At 67.5% G+C, this 14,628-nt stretch carries 18 protein-coding genes; 10 read left to right on the forward strand and 8 right to left on the reverse strand.

Translation table 11 applies throughout. The annotated features are described in order from the left end of the window. Positions 1-7: 7 nt before the first annotated feature. The 5 genes from OG381_RS29740 (at position 8) to OG381_RS29760 (ending at position 2,935) form a co-directional block, all read left to right on the forward strand. Entirely contained in the window at positions 8-814 is an 807-nt protein-coding gene (locus OG381_RS29740; RefSeq protein ID WP_327719140.1) for a response regulator transcription factor, read from the forward strand. A gap of 119 nt (positions 815-933) precedes the next feature. Beyond that, a complete protein-coding gene (locus OG381_RS29745; RefSeq protein ID WP_307026437.1) occupies positions 934-1,086 on the forward strand; it encodes a hypothetical protein in 153 nt (50 codons plus the stop codon). Beyond that, the gene (locus tag OG381_RS29750) at positions 1,086-1,679 is read left to right on the forward strand and encodes a pilus assembly protein TadG-related protein (RefSeq protein WP_327722588.1); all 594 of its coding nucleotides are present in this window, start codon (positions 1,086-1,088) and stop codon (positions 1,677-1,679) included. The genes OG381_RS29745 and OG381_RS29750 overlap by 1 nt, the downstream gene beginning before the upstream one ends. Before the next feature lie 34 nt (positions 1,680-1,713). Continuing rightward, positions 1,714-2,295: a hypothetical protein gene (locus OG381_RS29755; protein WP_327719141.1), complete on the forward strand. Its 582-nt coding sequence runs from the start codon at positions 1,714-1,716 to the stop codon at positions 2,293-2,295. 7 nt (positions 2,296-2,302) lie between these two features. Next, positions 2,303-2,935, forward strand: coding sequence for an OmpA family protein (locus tag OG381_RS29760; protein WP_046262336.1), 633 nt, complete (start codon positions 2,303-2,305; stop codon positions 2,933-2,935). 61 nt (positions 2,936-2,996) lie between these two features. Here the strand turns inward: OG381_RS29760 and OG381_RS29765 are convergent, their stop codons facing one another. Then, positions 2,997-3,470: a carboxymuconolactone decarboxylase family protein gene (locus tag OG381_RS29765; protein ID WP_327719142.1), complete on the reverse strand. Its 474-nt coding sequence runs from the start codon at positions 3,468-3,470 to the stop codon at positions 2,997-2,999. Between the two features lie 134 nt (positions 3,471-3,604). Beyond that, complete coding sequence (locus OG381_RS29770) at positions 3,605-3,970, reverse strand: DUF192 domain-containing protein (protein WP_327719143.1); 366 nt, start codon at positions 3,968-3,970, stop codon at positions 3,605-3,607. 275 nt (positions 3,971-4,245) lie between these two features. Here OG381_RS29770 and OG381_RS29775 point away from each other — a divergent pair, with 275 nt between their 5' ends. Beyond that, positions 4,246-4,902 (forward strand): hypothetical protein, encoded by a 657-nt coding sequence (locus OG381_RS29775; RefSeq protein WP_327719144.1) that lies wholly within the window; start codon positions 4,246-4,248, stop codon positions 4,900-4,902. Then, positions 4,890-5,918 (forward strand): hypothetical protein, encoded by a 1,029-nt coding sequence (locus OG381_RS29780; RefSeq protein WP_443061944.1) that lies wholly within the window; start codon positions 4,890-4,892, stop codon positions 5,916-5,918. Before OG381_RS29775 ends, OG381_RS29780 begins: the two co-directional genes overlap by 13 nt. Before the next feature lie 80 nt (positions 5,919-5,998). On the opposite strand, the gene OG381_RS29785 is transcribed toward OG381_RS29780, so the two are convergent. Genes OG381_RS29785 through OG381_RS29805 form a run of 5 tightly spaced genes read right to left on the reverse strand, consistent with a single transcriptional unit; the run spans position 5,999 to position 9,342 of the window. Further along, entirely contained in the window at positions 5,999-6,652 is a 654-nt protein-coding gene (locus OG381_RS29785) for a hypothetical protein (protein WP_327719145.1), read from the reverse strand. Further along, positions 6,649-7,266 (reverse strand): hypothetical protein, encoded by a 618-nt coding sequence (locus OG381_RS29790; protein ID WP_327719146.1) that lies wholly within the window; start codon positions 7,264-7,266, stop codon positions 6,649-6,651. Before OG381_RS29790 ends, OG381_RS29785 begins: the two co-directional genes overlap by 4 nt. Then, positions 7,263-7,751, reverse strand: coding sequence for a hypothetical protein (locus OG381_RS29795; RefSeq protein WP_327719147.1), 489 nt, complete (start codon positions 7,749-7,751; stop codon positions 7,263-7,265). The genes OG381_RS29790 and OG381_RS29795 overlap by 4 nt, the downstream gene beginning before the upstream one ends. Further along, positions 7,729-9,024, reverse strand: a complete 1,296-nt coding sequence (locus OG381_RS29800; protein WP_327719148.1) for a hypothetical protein — start codon at positions 9,022-9,024, stop codon at positions 7,729-7,731. Before OG381_RS29800 ends, OG381_RS29795 begins: the two co-directional genes overlap by 23 nt. A 3-nt stretch (positions 9,025-9,027) precedes the next feature. Beyond that, entirely contained in the window at positions 9,028-9,342 is a 315-nt protein-coding gene (locus OG381_RS29805) for a hypothetical protein (protein ID WP_327719149.1), read from the reverse strand. Between the two features lie 523 nt (positions 9,343-9,865). Between OG381_RS29805 and OG381_RS29810 the strand changes: the two genes are divergently transcribed. Together OG381_RS29810 and OG381_RS29815 are read left to right on the forward strand one after the other, a co-directional pair. Continuing rightward, positions 9,866-10,738, forward strand: coding sequence for an LLM class flavin-dependent oxidoreductase (locus OG381_RS29810; protein ID WP_327719150.1), 873 nt, complete (start codon positions 9,866-9,868; stop codon positions 10,736-10,738). Positions 10,739-10,838: 100 nt separating this feature from the next. Beyond that, positions 10,839-11,645, forward strand: coding sequence for a class I SAM-dependent methyltransferase (locus tag OG381_RS29815; RefSeq protein WP_327719151.1), 807 nt, complete (start codon positions 10,839-10,841; stop codon positions 11,643-11,645). Here the strand turns inward: OG381_RS29815 and OG381_RS29820 are convergent. Beyond that, entirely contained in the window at positions 11,636-12,802 is a 1,167-nt protein-coding gene (locus OG381_RS29820) for a winged helix DNA-binding domain-containing protein (RefSeq protein WP_327719152.1), read from the reverse strand. The genes OG381_RS29815 and OG381_RS29820 overlap by 10 nt on opposite strands. A 742-nt stretch (positions 12,803-13,544) precedes the next feature. Between OG381_RS29820 and OG381_RS29825 the strand changes: the two genes are divergently transcribed. Further along, the gene (locus tag OG381_RS29825; RefSeq protein WP_307026412.1) at positions 13,545-14,318 is read left to right on the forward strand and encodes an isoprenyl transferase; all 774 of its coding nucleotides are present in this window, start codon (positions 13,545-13,547) and stop codon (positions 14,316-14,318) included. Positions 14,319-14,628 lie beyond the last annotated feature (310 nt).

The following is a 14,628-nucleotide window of genomic DNA, read 5'->3' on the forward strand; positions in this document are numbered from 1 at the left end:
CCGCAGAATGCCGGACCAGACGACTCCCCACCCCGGCGCCAAGCAGCCGCCGCCCCACGACCCGTTCGAGGACTTCCCGCCCCCCGCGCCGTCGACCGCCCTGCGCGTCGTGGTGGCGGACGACAATCCGGTGGTCCGCGCGGGCCTCACCGCCCTCCTCTCCGGCCGCGAGGACATCACGGTCGCCGCGGAAGCCGCGGACGGCCGCCAGGCCTACGAGGCGGCACTGGCCCACCACCCCGACGTGATCCTCCTGGACGTCCGCATGCCGGGCGTCGACGGCCTCTCGGCCCTCCCGCACCTGGTCCAGATCGCCCCGGTGGTGATGCTCACCTACAGCAGGGAGTCGGAGATCGTCCACGATGCCCTGCGCCTGGGCGCCGGCGGCTACCTCGTCCACGGCGAGTTCACGGCGGACCAACTCGTCGACGCCGTACGGAACATCAAGAACGGCCGGGCCCACTTCACACCGACGGCGGCGGACGCCCTGGTCGCCCGGCTACGGCAGACAAAGGAAGGCAGTGCGACTGCACACAATTACACCCCCCGCCAACCCAAGTCCCCATTGATTTCCGCGAAAAGCCTTTCGCAACTGCAACCAGTTATGGCACAGTCTGACAAGTCGCGGTTCCATCTGAGCGCAAGGGAGGCGGAGATCATGGACCTCATCGCATCCGGCATGAACAACCAACAGATCGCCGCCACCTGCTTCATCAGCGAGAAGACCGTCAAGAACCACATCAACCGCATCTTCGCCAAACTCCACAGCACCAGCCGCGCCGAAGCCGCCGCGAAGTGGCTAGGGGTGACCTGAGATGAGGGCTGGGGGGAAGAGGAAGGCGAATTGGGCCCGGAGTTGGGCCCAGGGACCCTCCGCGAAGGCATGCGCCACCTCATACGTTGCCCACACCACGGACAACGGAGGGCAACGCCATGCGGAACTGGAACGACGAGGGACAGACCGCGGTCGAGTACCTGGGGATCATCGCGGTGGTTGTGGCGATCGTGTTGGCGATTACGGGGACGGACATTGGCGCGCAGATCTTCGACGCGATCACCGCGAAGATTCAAGAGGTCATTGGTTGATCAGGCGCCGCAAGTGCGGCGACGCAGGGCAGGCCTTCCCCATCTACATCATGGTGGTGGCGGGCCTGCTCTTTCTTGCGTTCGCTTATCTTGCGGTCGGCCAGGCCGCGGCAAACCGTAACGGTGCCCAGACGGCAGCCGACGCGGCGGCGCTCGCGGCTGCACAGGACCTCCGGGACCAGCTCGCGGACGAGTGGGTGAAGGCCGTACTCGATCCGGCGGAGTGGCAGGACATCTTCGACGGCCATGCGCCGGGTGTGACGCTTTCTTGCGGGAGGGCCGACCAACTGGCGGCGCAGAACGCAGCACACGTAGTGGGCTGTGCTCCGGATGCTCTGAGCTACACGATCGAGGTCGAGAGCGATGAAGCCGTGGGCGATTCCATAGTCCCCGGCACGGAGGGCATGAAGGCGAAGGCGTCTGCCAAGGCGGTTGTCGAACCCCTGTGTACGTTCGAGCCGCCCGGTGCGGATGCCGGAGACGACGTGCTGCCGCAACTCATCTGTGAGGACAGGAACTGGGACTTGGATCCGGAGGACCTCGCCGTTCTGCCGGAACCCGAGGATCTGTTCGACGTCCATCTGGCCGACTGACAAGCGAACGACGAGGGACGAAGGAAGCGGAGTCATGAGCATTCGGTTCACTACGAAGGCCCGCAGGGGGATGGTCGCGCTGACTGTTGCGGCCGGGTTGGCTCTCGGCGTGGCCGGCTGCGGCGGTGGAGGCGACGACGACAAGAAGCCGGAGGCGTCGGCTTCAGCTTCCAAGGGAAGCGGCTCCGACCCGAGTGCTCAGGAAGGTCAAGCAGACACGCCCCTGGCCGAGTTGAAGGGGCCGGATGGACTGCTGCTTCAGGTCACCTCTGCCGAGCGGGATGCGGGCGGCTTCGTCACTGTCAACGGAAACTTGAAGAACGACGGTTCCGAGACCGTTGTCGTTCCTGCCGGGCTCAGGGGAGACGAAACCGAGATCATCAGGCACGGCAGGTCACTGGGTGGAGCCACGCTCGTGGATTCCGCAAGCAAGAAGCGCTACTACGTACTCCGCGACACTGATGGTCGTCCGCTTACGACCACGGACCTCAACTCGCTGAAGGCTGGTGAGTCTGCGCCCGTCTTCATGCAGTTCCCGGCTCCCCCCGCCGAAACGACCGAGGTCACCTTCCAGCTGCCCAGCTTCGCCGCCGCCACGATCACCATCTCCGGGTGAGGCCCCGATGACCCTCACCCCACCCCGCCTCGCCCTGACCCTCACCGCCGCGTCGGTCATGCTCGCCACGAACCTCTTCGTCGCGACGACGGCGGAGGCCGACGAAACCCCCAGCGTCCCCCCGGGCACCGAGGCCACCGCCGCGGCCCCCGTGAAGGTGGACGCCAACGACCCCGACCTCAAGCTCCCCGAGGGCGCCACTCTCGCCGAACCCAAGGTCCTGGACATCAAGCAGGTCGTGGAGGACCAGTCCGGCGAGGAACGCCGTGAAGACACGAACGCGGACGTCAAGTTCGCCCTCCAGGCGGAGGTCCTCTTCGGCAAGGACAGCGCGAAACTCAGCGGCCAGTCGAAGGCCCGTATCGCGGCGATCGCGGACGAGATCAAGAAGCAGAACGCGACGAAGATCCGCGTCTTCGGCTTCACGGACAACCTGGGCACCTCCGCCCACGGCGACGTCCTGTCGAAGCAGCGGGCCAACGCCGTGCAGGACGTCCTGGAAGCCGAACTGAACGACGCGAACGTCACGTACGAGGTACGCGGATACGGCGAGCAGTACCCGATCTCCGACAATTCGACGGAGGCCGGCCGCAAGAAGAACCGACGGGTCGAGGTCTCTTTCCCGCGCACGGAGAGCTGAACGACGAGGCGCCGGGGAGGAGAACTCCCCGGCGCCGTTGGAACGGTCGATCGTTGTTCGGTCAGCCGAACATGCCGGGCTGGTAGTCACCGGCGGGCTGCTGGATGATGACGTTGAAGCGGTTGTAGAGGTTGATGAGGGCGATGGTGGCGACCAGCGCGGCCAGCTGCTCCTCGTCGTAGTGCTTCTGGGCGTTGGCCCAGACCTCGTCGCTGACCCCGCCGGCCCCGTCGGCGATGCGGGTGCCTTCCTCGGCGAGTTCCAGCGCGGCACGCTCGGCCTCGGTGAACACCTTGGCCTCACGCCAGGCGGCGACGAGGTGGAGTCGTTCGTGGGTCTCGCCGGCGGCGACCGCGTCCTTGGTGTGCATGTCGGTGCAGAACCCGCAGCCGTTGATCTGGCTGGCGCGAAGCTTGACGAGCTCCGCCGTCGAGTGCGGCAGGGCCGAGTCCGCGACCGCCTTGCCCGCCGAGTTGACGTACCGGATGATCTTGCCGGCGAGCGGGTTTCCGAAGAGGTCGAGGCGGGCTTCCATGGTGAGCTCCTGTGGCGTTGGTGTCGATGCCTACACCCCCTAGACGGAACGACCCCACCGAGATGTGACACCCCTGAATGTGACGCGCGTCTCACGGTGCCCATCACTGGCGTGACAGCTCGGCCTGCGGTCCGTCACACATCCGTGGTCACGGCCACCCGTACCCCGGCCCGCAGCCCCCACCCGGCCATGGCTCCGGCCTCCGCCTCCAGCACATGCCGCGAACGGAGCCGGGGCAGCCCCAGTCGGCCTGGCTTCATGGTGCGTACGGCGGTGACGACGAGGTGGCGATCGAGGTAGGCGACATCGATGGGCATGCGCATGCGAAAGGTGTGCACACCGCCGGCGGGCGACAGCAGGATCGCCCCGTCCACGGAATCCCGCCCCAGCAGCCCTTTGGTACGGGCCCGATAGGACGCGGCGATCTCCAACGGAACGGAGGCCCCGGCAGGCTCCCCATGGACGACCAACGTCCCCCGCCCGTCCCGCAACCGCCCCATACCCGAACCGCCCCCTTCACCCACCACAACCTGCCCCTCCACCCCACCTGCGAACCGAACGAGGCCCAACCGACCACCCGTCAGCTTTGCGAGTTCATAACTGGAACCACCCGCTCACCACGCGTTATCCAACCGTTACGGCCCAAGTGGGGTCACGCAAGGCCGATTTGGCCGCATTTACCCCGCCCTCCGGCAACGGCAACCCTGGTGTCACCGCTGCCCCCTGGATAGCGTTGCTTCGCTCAAGAGAAGCCTCGCCTCACCGGGAGCCGACCGTGAACCGCCGCCCCACGCTGCTCGCAGCGCTAGCCCTGACCGCCACCGCGGCCCTGACGCTGTCCGCGTGCGGAAGCGACGACAGCTCCAAGGGCAAGGACAACGACAAGATCGCGGGAGCCGACACCGGCAAGACGTCGGCGTCGCCGAGCCCGTCCGCCTCGACGGCGGCCGACCGACCGAAGATCGACCTGCCCTCGGATCTGACCTACACCTTCGACTGGCCTAAGACGGGCGACAAGGACAAGGACGCGGTCCTGGCCGACGGGGAGCAGTCCATCAAGGCAGTGGATCTCGGGATCGTCAACCAGGACGCGCTCGACAAGGCATACCTCTACTACTACGAGGGTGAGGCTGCCGCCAGCACACAGGAGTTCATCCAGGCATACGTCAAGGCCAAGGCTCGGGTCACGGGCGCCTACCGCTATTACGACGCGTCCGCCAACGTGAGCGGGAAGGACACCGCCTCGCTGGTGTACTGCGAGGACCAGAGCAAGGCTTATGACATGTACCTGGAGGGCAAGAAGGTCAACAAGACGCCCGCCACGAAGAACAGCTACGTGCTCTACATCACCGAACTGCACAAGAACGCCAAGGGTGTGTGGGCCGTCGAGAAGATCGAGTCCCAGAGGGGAAGCGACAAGTGCCAGCCCTGAGCGCCACATCGCGCGCCCTGATCGCGCCGGTCGTCATCGGCGCGATACTGCTCAACGGTGCCACCGCCTTCGCGGACAACGAGATCGGCAGCGGCGCCCAGGCGCCGAGCGACCCCGCCAAGATCGACGACAAGGGGAACCTCTCCGTCACTGTCGGCGGCGTCGTCTTCGACCGCTCGAAGAACGGCAGCGGTGGTTCGACGGGCGCGCTGGCGTCGACCACCTCCTGGACACCCCCCGCCTGCTGGTACGCCCCGAAGTACACCCCGGAGCAGCTCCAGAAGTACATGGAGCCGATCTGGGAGGCCGGATCGACGGGCGCCGAATGGGACAACGAGCAGCGGAAGAAGTACAACGCCAACGACGAAGAGAAGGCCTTCAACAAGGACAAGACGGGCAAGGGCTACTGGTGGGACTCGTACGTCGACAAGAGCTACCGGCCGGGCTGGGACGCCTGTGACGACGGCCCCTTCTGGGTCGACACGGGCGACGCCCCGCCGGCCGACATGGAGAACGCCGTCACGCCGGAGATCCTCGCCGAACTCGCCTACAACGAGATCCGCGTCCCCGGCACCAAGGTGACCCTGGCCCCCGCCCAGGCGACCAAGGTCAACCTCCCGACCTGGGCCTGGCTCGACGGTGCCGAGTTCAAGCCGGTCTCCGTCACGGCCTCCGTCCCGGTGCTTGAGATGCAGGCAACTGCCACCGCGGTACCGGTCTCCCTCAAGATCGAGCCCGGTACGGCCGACGCCGTGACCTACCCGGCTTCCGGCGTCTGTGAGATCAACAACGGCCGCATCGGCGAGCCCTACGCCAAGGGCAAGGCGGATGAGACCCCACCCTGCGGAGTGAAATACCTCCGCTCCTCCGGTGACGGCACTTACCCGCTCCGGGCCACGGTCACCTGGAACATCACCTGGACCGGCACCGGGGTCCCCGGCGGCAGGCTGCCCGACGGCAGCTTCGGTGCCACGCAGGACGTCGTCGTACAGGAGATCCAGGCCATCAACCGCTGACGACCGCGAGATCCCGCGCTCGGGCGATCACTCCCCTCGGGAGAGTGATCGCCCGACGTGCTGTGGCGACCTGCCCGGGATCATGAGGACGTCCAGGTGTCCGCTTCCTCATCCGGGCTGATCCGGACGGTGCGGGCGAACTCGTCGACATGGTCGAGCGCCTTGAGGATCCGGCCGGCGTCGGGATCGGCCAGGATGATCAGAACGTCCGCGGCTTCCGTGCCCTTCTCGTAGCGCCAGGCGTAACGGAGGCCGACGTGCACCTCGTTGCTGTCCTCGTCCTGGTAGTAGCGCAGCACCCGCAACCCGGCTCCCAGATGCGGGGAGTGGAAGTCCTCGACAATGGGGGGCTCAATGGCGTAACCCGCATCGGCGTGGGTCAGGTCCCGCAGTGCCGCCTCCCGGTCTTCGTCCTCCTCGATCTCCACCAGGTCGACATACGCGGGAAGCGGGATCTCCCGCGGGTGGGGGAGATGGAGGAAGACCTCGAAGTCCGGGTAGGCCGCGGGTGCCCTGATGGCATACATCAACAGGATGTCGGCCAGCAGATCGACCTCGCCCGGTTCCGGCTTCTCCGGCGCGAAATCCTCCCAGAGACCCTCGGCGAAGTAACGTGCCCACGCCTCGGGCGTCTGGGCCTCCTCGACGTCCTCAAGACCCGGCTCCGGCCACATGAGCGGGATGCGGATCCAGGGGGACAGATCCATGGCGTGCTTGACGTTGAGCCAGCTCACTCGTAACTCCACTTGAACGTGCCGACCACCGCGTCGAACAACTCGACCAGCACGTCGGTGAATTCACTGTCGATATCGCCGTCACCCGGGGTGGAGAAGTCGATGCTGATCCACCGACCGGGGTCGTCCGCCACGGGGATCACATAGTCGACCCGCCGTGTCGGCAGCTCCTCCTCATCAGGGGCGGAGCGGTAGGCACGGCGGAGTGCGGGTGCCCCTGCCACGTCGACCGTTGTCGCCGTTCCGCCGGGCACCTCCTCGGCGGCCAGCTGTGCGAGTACCGCCTGTGGGGGAACCGTACGGTCCCGGCCGATCGGCAGCTCGGCGACGATGAACGAAGCCATGAGGAAGATGCCGCCGCGCGGGAGGATGGGAAGGTAGAGGTCGAGGCCGCCGTTCCTTCTGGCCGCGCGGGCCTGCTTCTCCAACTGGCGGCGCATCTCCAGCCGGAAACGCATCGCGTCGTCCCGGGGGATGCCCTCCGGGACTTGCTCCATGTGGGAGAAGAGGATCCTCTCGAGTGCTTCCTTCATGCCCTCGCGCAGGGGGATGCGGACCCAGCCGGGTGGCAGGACGAGTTCGTAACGGCGGGGAGTCAGATCGGAGACGCTCACACGCGGGCCTGCTTCTTGAGCTGGCGGTCGGCCACGAGGATCGTCAGGCAGCAGAGCACTGAAATGATGCCCAGCCAGTTGTAGCCGATGGTCCCGATGATGTTCCAGACCAGGTACATGATGGCAACCATCTTGATCGTCTGGGAGAAGTTGGCGCCGATATGCGGGTTACGGATGAGCTCTCGGTTCCTGAAAAACAGGGCCAGCATCAGGGCGGGCGAGATCATCAACGGCCATGCCACGTAGCCGTAGGTGAGCCAGTCCATTCCGCCGTATTTGCTGCCGAGGTCTTGGAAGGCGAAGCAGAAAAACGGTACCAGTGTGCACGCGGCGAGGAACTTCATGGCCCGGGATTCCTGCGGGCTTTTCGCCGGGATTGTCGCCACTATCTCCACTCCCTCGAACTTTGCTCTGAATTTGGTCGTGCCCGGTTGTTGCGGGTAAGTGCGCGCTCCGGTGTGTTCACCAACGGCTCCCGACTTCACGCGTCAGGACATCCTTGGCGTCGCCGTACTGGTCCTTGTATGGGCCTTTTTCTCCCAGTTTGTCGCCCACGTCCACCAGGGTGGCAGCCCCGTAGTTCAGCCGGAACTTCAGTACGGCCGTGTTCACCGTGTCGGCCGCCGCCCGCACGCTGGCATTCCCACCGAACTCAGCCCGCATAGCCTTCGCGAACTTACTCGCGCTGATGACCTCCCCATCGCCCCCCAGCAGGCGCTCCACCCGAGTCGCCATGGGACGTGTTTCTCGCGCCCCGATCCCCCGCAGGGATTGCAGCGCGCGCGCCGCTTTCGAGCCACGGACCGAGTTTTCACCGTATCGCATGACATTCTTGTGGAGCAGTTTCCGCAGATTCGCGTACCGCTGGAACCGTTCCGCCCTACTGGCGGTCTTGAGCGCTGTTGTCGCGGCCTTCACGCCCTTCATCGCGACACTGCCGAACCCCAGCGTCGCCAGCGCGAAGACGTCCATGGCGACATCCGCCCAGTTCCCGTCACCGGAGAGAGCCAGCAGCGTGTGCCCGACTCCGACGAGCGCTGTGAGGCTGATGGCGGTCACCGTGATGAGGGTCGCCAGCCATCCGACCGGGGTGAAGAGGAGGGCGATGATCCCGATGGCGGTCGCGGCCCAACTCAGGACTTCGACGACGGATTTGATGGTGTCCGCGTGCTCGTGCACCCCGTCCTTGAAGTTCTCCCAGGCGCTGTCCTTGATGATGTCCGAGATGTCATCGCCGATATTGTCGGCGTAGTGCTGGGCGCGGGAGTCGCGCTCGGAGACGATCTGGTTGAGCTGCTTGTGGTAAGGCGCCAAGTGGCTGTCGGGGTCGGATGACTCCGACGCGTTCTTTTCGCCGCTTTTCTTGGCCTCGGCTTCCTTCTTCTTCGCCTCGGCAACGTGTTCCTCATCCGCCCGCTTCGCGGCTCGGAGGACACCATCGGCCCGTTCCTGGAAGCCCTCCAGCTCATTGGCCCAATGGCCGAGGTCGCCGACAACACGTTCGTAGCGGGCCGCAGTCTCGCGGAAGTGCTTTTCGAGGTCGCCGGACTTGTCGCGGATCTTGTCGGCGTACTTGCCCGTCAGGGCGTCACCGTCGGCGGCCTTGCGCAGGATGCGGGCCTGGTCGCGGAGGGTTGAGGCGAGGTTCTTCATTCTGCCGACCTCGTCGCGGATGTCCTCCGGATCGCCGGGGACCGGGTCCTTCTCCGCCAGCGGATGCCAGTCGACCGGCCGGCGCCTGCCCTTGCCCGTACCCATCGGTCAATTGCCCCCGTTTTTCCCGTGCTTCTTCTCGTTCGCCTTCGCGAGATCGAGGTCCAGCTTCTGGAAGCTCTTGAGTGAGGTGTCTACTTGCTTGCCCAAGTTCTCGACGTTCTCAAGGAGTTCACGTCGATAGTTGTCCCAGTTGGTGACGAAGTCGTCCATCTTGCCGGCGATACTGCTATGGCCCCAGATGTCATGGATGTCGGCGCGGTGTCTGTCGATGCCGTCGAGGGCTTTCTTGATGTCCCTCAGATTCGTCCTCGAAGACGTCAGGAGTGTGTAGTCGACTACCAGGCGGTCGTGTTCCCCCATGGGCCTCTCCGTTTGCACTTACGTGGTCAGCACACTCCCGTTGGGCTCGACCCGCCGGCACAGTCACCGCACACGCCTCCCCGCTCCCGATCGATGATCGTGAGGCGGCCATGTTTGCTGCTGCATCTTCTCCCATCTCTGCCGGGCCGGCGCAACCGGGTCGCCAGGATCGGTGTGCTCACCGACCCGCGCTGGGGGGTTCTCGACTTCGCCCTTGGGCGAGGCCGAGAGGCACCGAACTGGCGAAAGATCGCCTGCGTGCTCCAGCCCGGCGGGACGTACTTCGCCCAACACGTCGGTAGCCGGGGCCTCTTCGAGCTCGTCAAGTGGGTGTCCCCGACGTCACCGTCGAGGACTACGAGACCCAACTGCGGTTCGTGCAAGAGCGGGTCAGGTCGGGTGGCCCTCACGTCGCTGCAGCGCCCGCCACATCCCCGAAGTACGGCAGCAGCCGCAGCCCCCTGGTCCAGGTGACCTCGTAAACAGGTTGTCCGCCCCTGCACGCTTGGGTAGTAAGGCCCCCATGACCCAACTCGGCGCCGTCTTCCGCCCCCAACTTCCCCCCGAGCGTCTCCGCGACATCGCCCGCCTCGCCGACGACTCCGGCCTCGAACAGCTCTGGCTCTGGGAGGACTGTTTCCGAGAGGGAGGTGTCTCGACGGCCGCTGCCGCGCTGGCGTGGAGCGAGCGGGTGCGGATCGGGGTCGGACTGTTGCCCGTGCCGTTGCGGAACGTCGCCATCACCGCGATGGAGGTCGCCTCGCTGCACCGGATGTTCCCGGGCCGGGCGATCGTCGGGGTTGGGCACGGTGTGCAGGACTGGATGGGGCAGGTCGGGGCGCGGGTCGAGTCGCCGGTGACCCTGCTGCGGGAGTACCTCGACGCGCTGCGGGCGCTGCTGCGGGGGGAGAGGGTGAGCGTCGAGGGGCGGTACGTCCGTCTCGACGACGTAGCGCTCGACTGGCCGCCGGCCGAGGCGGTGCCCGTGTTCGCGGGGGCGACCGGGCCGCGTTCGCTGCGGCTGGCGGGGGAGGCGGCGGACGGGACCATCCTCACCGCGGGCACCCCGGCCGACGGCGTACGACGGGCTCGGCGGCTCGTCGACGAGGGGCGGGAGTCGGCCGGCCGTAACGATCCGCACCAGGTCGTCGTCTACCTCCTCGCCGCCACCGGAGCCGACGCCGCCGCCCGTCTCCGGGCCGAGCTGGCCGACGAGGGACTCGCCGACGTTCCGGACCTCGGCGTCGCCGGAGACGCGGGTGCCGTCGCCAAGGCCGTGGAGCGGCTCGCGGAGGCCGGAGCGGACACGGTGATCCTGCAACCGACGGGGGACGAGCCGGACCCGGAGGGCTTCGTGCGGTTCGTTGCGGAGGAAGTCCGGCCGTTGGTGTCCTGACAGTCCGGGCGGGAGCGGGAACGCGAGAGGGGGCCGTCCGGCAGTCCGCCCGTGAAAAAATCAGCGGCGGTCCCCGGCCCCACCCTGCGACGATCACCCCATGCCGATCGACCACGCCCACCGCAGCTACGAAGCCCTCGTCGCCGAAGGCTCCTCCGTGCCCACCGAAGGCTGGGACTTCTCCTGGTTCGAGGGGCGGGCCAGCGAGGAGCGGCCCTCCTGGGGGTACGCCGTGGCCAAGGCCGGGCGCCTCTCCCGGGCCACCGCCGCGCTGGACGTCCAGACCGGGGGAGGGGAGGTCCTGAACTTCGCACTCGGCAGGGCGGCGGAGAGCTCGAAGGTGCCGGCCCTCGTCGTCGCCACCGAGGGCTGGCCGCCCAACGTGGCCAAGGCCACCGCGCTGCTCCGCCCCCACGGCGTCGCCGTCGTCGCCTCGCCCGAGGACGCCCCGCTGCCCTTCGCGGACGCGGCCTTCGACCTCGTCACCAGCCGCCATCCCGTCGCCCCCGACTGGCCGGAGATCGCACGCGTGCTCCAGCCGGGCGGCACCTACTTCGCCCAGCACGTGGGCCCGCACAGCGTCTTCGAGCTCGTCGAGCACTTCCTCGGGCCGCTCCCCGCCGAACAGAGCGCGAACCGCCACCCCGACCGCGAACGCGCCGGCGCCGAGGCCGCGGGGCTGGAGGTCGTCGATCTGCGTGCGGAGCGGCTGCGGGTCGAGTTCCACGACATCGGGGCCGTGGTCCACTTCCTGCGCAAGGTGGTGTGGATGGTGCCGGGCTTCACCGTCGAGGCGTACCAGCCCCAACTCCGCGCCCTGCACGAGCGGATCGAGTCCGAGGGGCCGTTCGTCGCCCACAGCACCCGCCATCTCTTCGACGTCCGGAAACCCGCGTCTCACGCGTGAGGCCCGACCGTCACCTCCCCGACCACCAACTCCGCCTCCGCCTCCAGCACTTCGCCCACCCGCTGCACCCGCTCTCCCAACTCCCGCTCCTGCCCCGCCGTGAGCCGCCGTAGCGGCTCCACCGTGACGGTCGTACGACGGCCCCGGCGCCGCTGATGCCAGACCCCGGCCACCACACCGTCGACCAGCAGCAGCGGAAAGTTGCCGGCCTGGCCGCCCGCCAGCGCCCGCCGGTACGCGGCACCGGGGAACAGCAGCTCACGCGACTGGGCGGCGATCCCGTACGCGTCGAAGTACGGCAGCAGCCGCACACCCCGTACCCCGTCCCGATCCCGGCCCCCGTCCCCGGGGAACTCCGTGTCGCCCGCCACCACCCAGGCCGCCGTCCCCTCGAAGTCGACCTCCTCGATCTCCCCGGCCTCCGCCATCCGCCCGAACAGCGCGCTCGACCAACCGCCGGGCGCCGCCAGCCACTTGGCGAACCACGCCGGGGTCCCGGGTCCGTAGGCGTGCAGATACCGTCGTACGAGAGTCCGTACGGCGTCGTCCGCCGGCAGCGGGTCGAAGTGCGGTGGGCGGGTGTACGTCACCTTGCGGCCACGGTTGGGGCCGAAGCACAGCGCGCCGGACCAGCCCGCCCGGTGCAGCACCTGCCGCCAGCGCGGCCACAGGGTCTGGAAGGCGGGCATCACCAGGTCACCGGCCCAGGCGCCGGTGCACGCCACGACCTCCTCGCCCAGCTCGTCCACGGTCAGGCACACCCCGTCCAGGGCGTCCCCGATCGCCGCCACGATCTGCCCGGCCTGCTCCTCGGTGACCCGTACGTCCGGCGCGAACACCGTCCCGGCCGGGACGGCCGGCAACGCGGCGCACCACAGTGGGAGTTCGGCCGTGGGCAGCAGATGGACGGTTCCGCGCGGGCCGTGCGTCTTCACCAGTGACCGGTCCTCCCAGAGCACCTCGCGCACGTGCGACCGTGTCGTCCCCTCGGTCCGCAACCCGATCGACAGCTCGGCCGCGGACAGCACCTGCGCATGCGCTCCGAGCATCGTGGCGACCACGTCGGCGACCGGGACGCCCGGCTTCGCGGGAGTGGCCAGGAACTGCCGTTCGAGTCGGCGTGCGCTCGCCTCGGCCCATGTGATCCTCAACGTCATGCTGCGACGCTAGGCCGGAACGAGGTCAGTTCCTGTCCTCTATGGAGACGCGTGGAGAGCGGCAGTCATCTTATTTGGGCAAATCGGGCAATCGTCGCATCAATGCCTCATCCCCCCTTCGTATCCATGGGATTCACGAGGTTTCCACATCGTTATCACCGTCAACTCGCTTCTTACCTTGATCTCACGTAAGTTCGGACCAAGGTAATTCGCGTGAGCAAAGTTGCGCGGGCGGCACCGCGCGGCGGAGGGGGCTGCGCGGTGCGCTGCCTTCGCAGCTCACCGGCCTCCTCGTGGAATCGGCGCCCGGCGTCAAGCGGAGGTTCGCGGCCGGGTCACCCACCTGGGGGATGCGAGCACAAGTCGTCGTGCATCCGGCAAGCCGCCCCAAAGCCTCCGGATCCCTGTGGAATCCACCCGATTGCCTTGGGAATCCGCTGTGATTCGGCCATGAATCCTCCGTGAGCGGGGCCTTTCCAGGCCATCGGCCCGTCGCCGTCCGACTCCGGAGAGTAGTTGTGGCACGCCGATGCACGCAGCATCACTTACGAAGGGTTATGGTGGAAACCCCCCCTCGGGCCGGTCCGTCTCCCCCCCCACGGACCGGCCCGTTTTTTTATGGGTCGACGTGCGGCTCCGCCCTGTTGGGTGACCGGCAACTCGACCCGGACTCAAGTCTTCCTCCACCACAGCGGTAGGCTTCCGCCCGCGGGGACCGCCGTACGGAGGGGCTGACAAGAACGTGAACCTGCGCGACAAGCTGCGCGGCCTGCTGGTCAGGCTGTACGCGCGCCGGGTGGAAGGCCACCTGGACCACGCTCAGGTGCCCAAGCACATCGGCGTCATCATGGATGGCAACCGCCGCTGGGCGAAGGCCGCCGGCTCCACCACCGTGCACGGTCACCGCGCTGGAGCCGAGAAGATCGAGGAGTTCCTCGGCTGGTGCTCCGAGACCGATGTCGAGGTCGTCACCCTCTGGCTGCTGTCGACGGACAACTTCGACCGGCCCCAGGACGAGCTCGGCCCGCTGCTGGGCATCATCGAGGACGTCGTGCGCACCCTCGCCGCGGACGGCCGCTGGCGGGTGCACCACGTCGGCACCCCCGACCTGCTGCCCTCCCAGATGCAGCTGGCGCTGAAGGAGGCGGCGGAGGCGACGGCCCATGTCGACGGGATACTCGTCAACCTCGCCATCGGCTACGGCGGTCGCCAGGAGATCGTGGACGCCATGCGCTCGATGATGCTCGACGCCGCCGACAAGGGGACCTCGCTCGAGGACCTCGCCGAGTCCGTCACCATCGATGCGATCGGCCGTCACCTCTACACCGGCGACCAGCCCCACCCCGACCTGGTGATCCGCACCAGCGGCGAGCAGCGGCTGTCCGGATTCATGCTGTGGCAGACGGCCCACTCCGAGTACTACTTCTGTGACGTTTTCTGGCCGGCCTTCCGCAAGGTCGACTTCCTTCGCGCCCTGCGCGACTACGCGGCGCGGCATCGCCGCTACGGCGGTTAGGGCGCGCGGCAAGCGCCCCGTCTACCCCGTTTGGGGCGGAAGTAACAAGGAGTTCACCAGCGCGCCGTCATACGTACCGGCATGGCAGCGCATGTTCGAGGGCATAAGCCAAGCAGGTCGACACCCGAACCACGGGTGTCGGATCTCAGCGGACGGCACCGGAGCCGTTCGCCCGGGAGGCCCTTTGCACCAGCTCGACCGTGCGGTTTCAGCACGGAAGAAGCAGTGGAGGGCCGGTCTCCGGCCCGTGCATCGCGGCCGTCGATCGGTCCAGCTCCACTCCGTCGCTCCCCGACCTCATCCGAGGGGG

The organism is Streptomyces sp. NBC_00490, from assembly GCF_036013645.1.
GTDB classification, from domain to species: Bacteria; Actinomycetota; Actinomycetes; order Streptomycetales; family Streptomycetaceae; genus Streptomyces; species Streptomyces canus_F.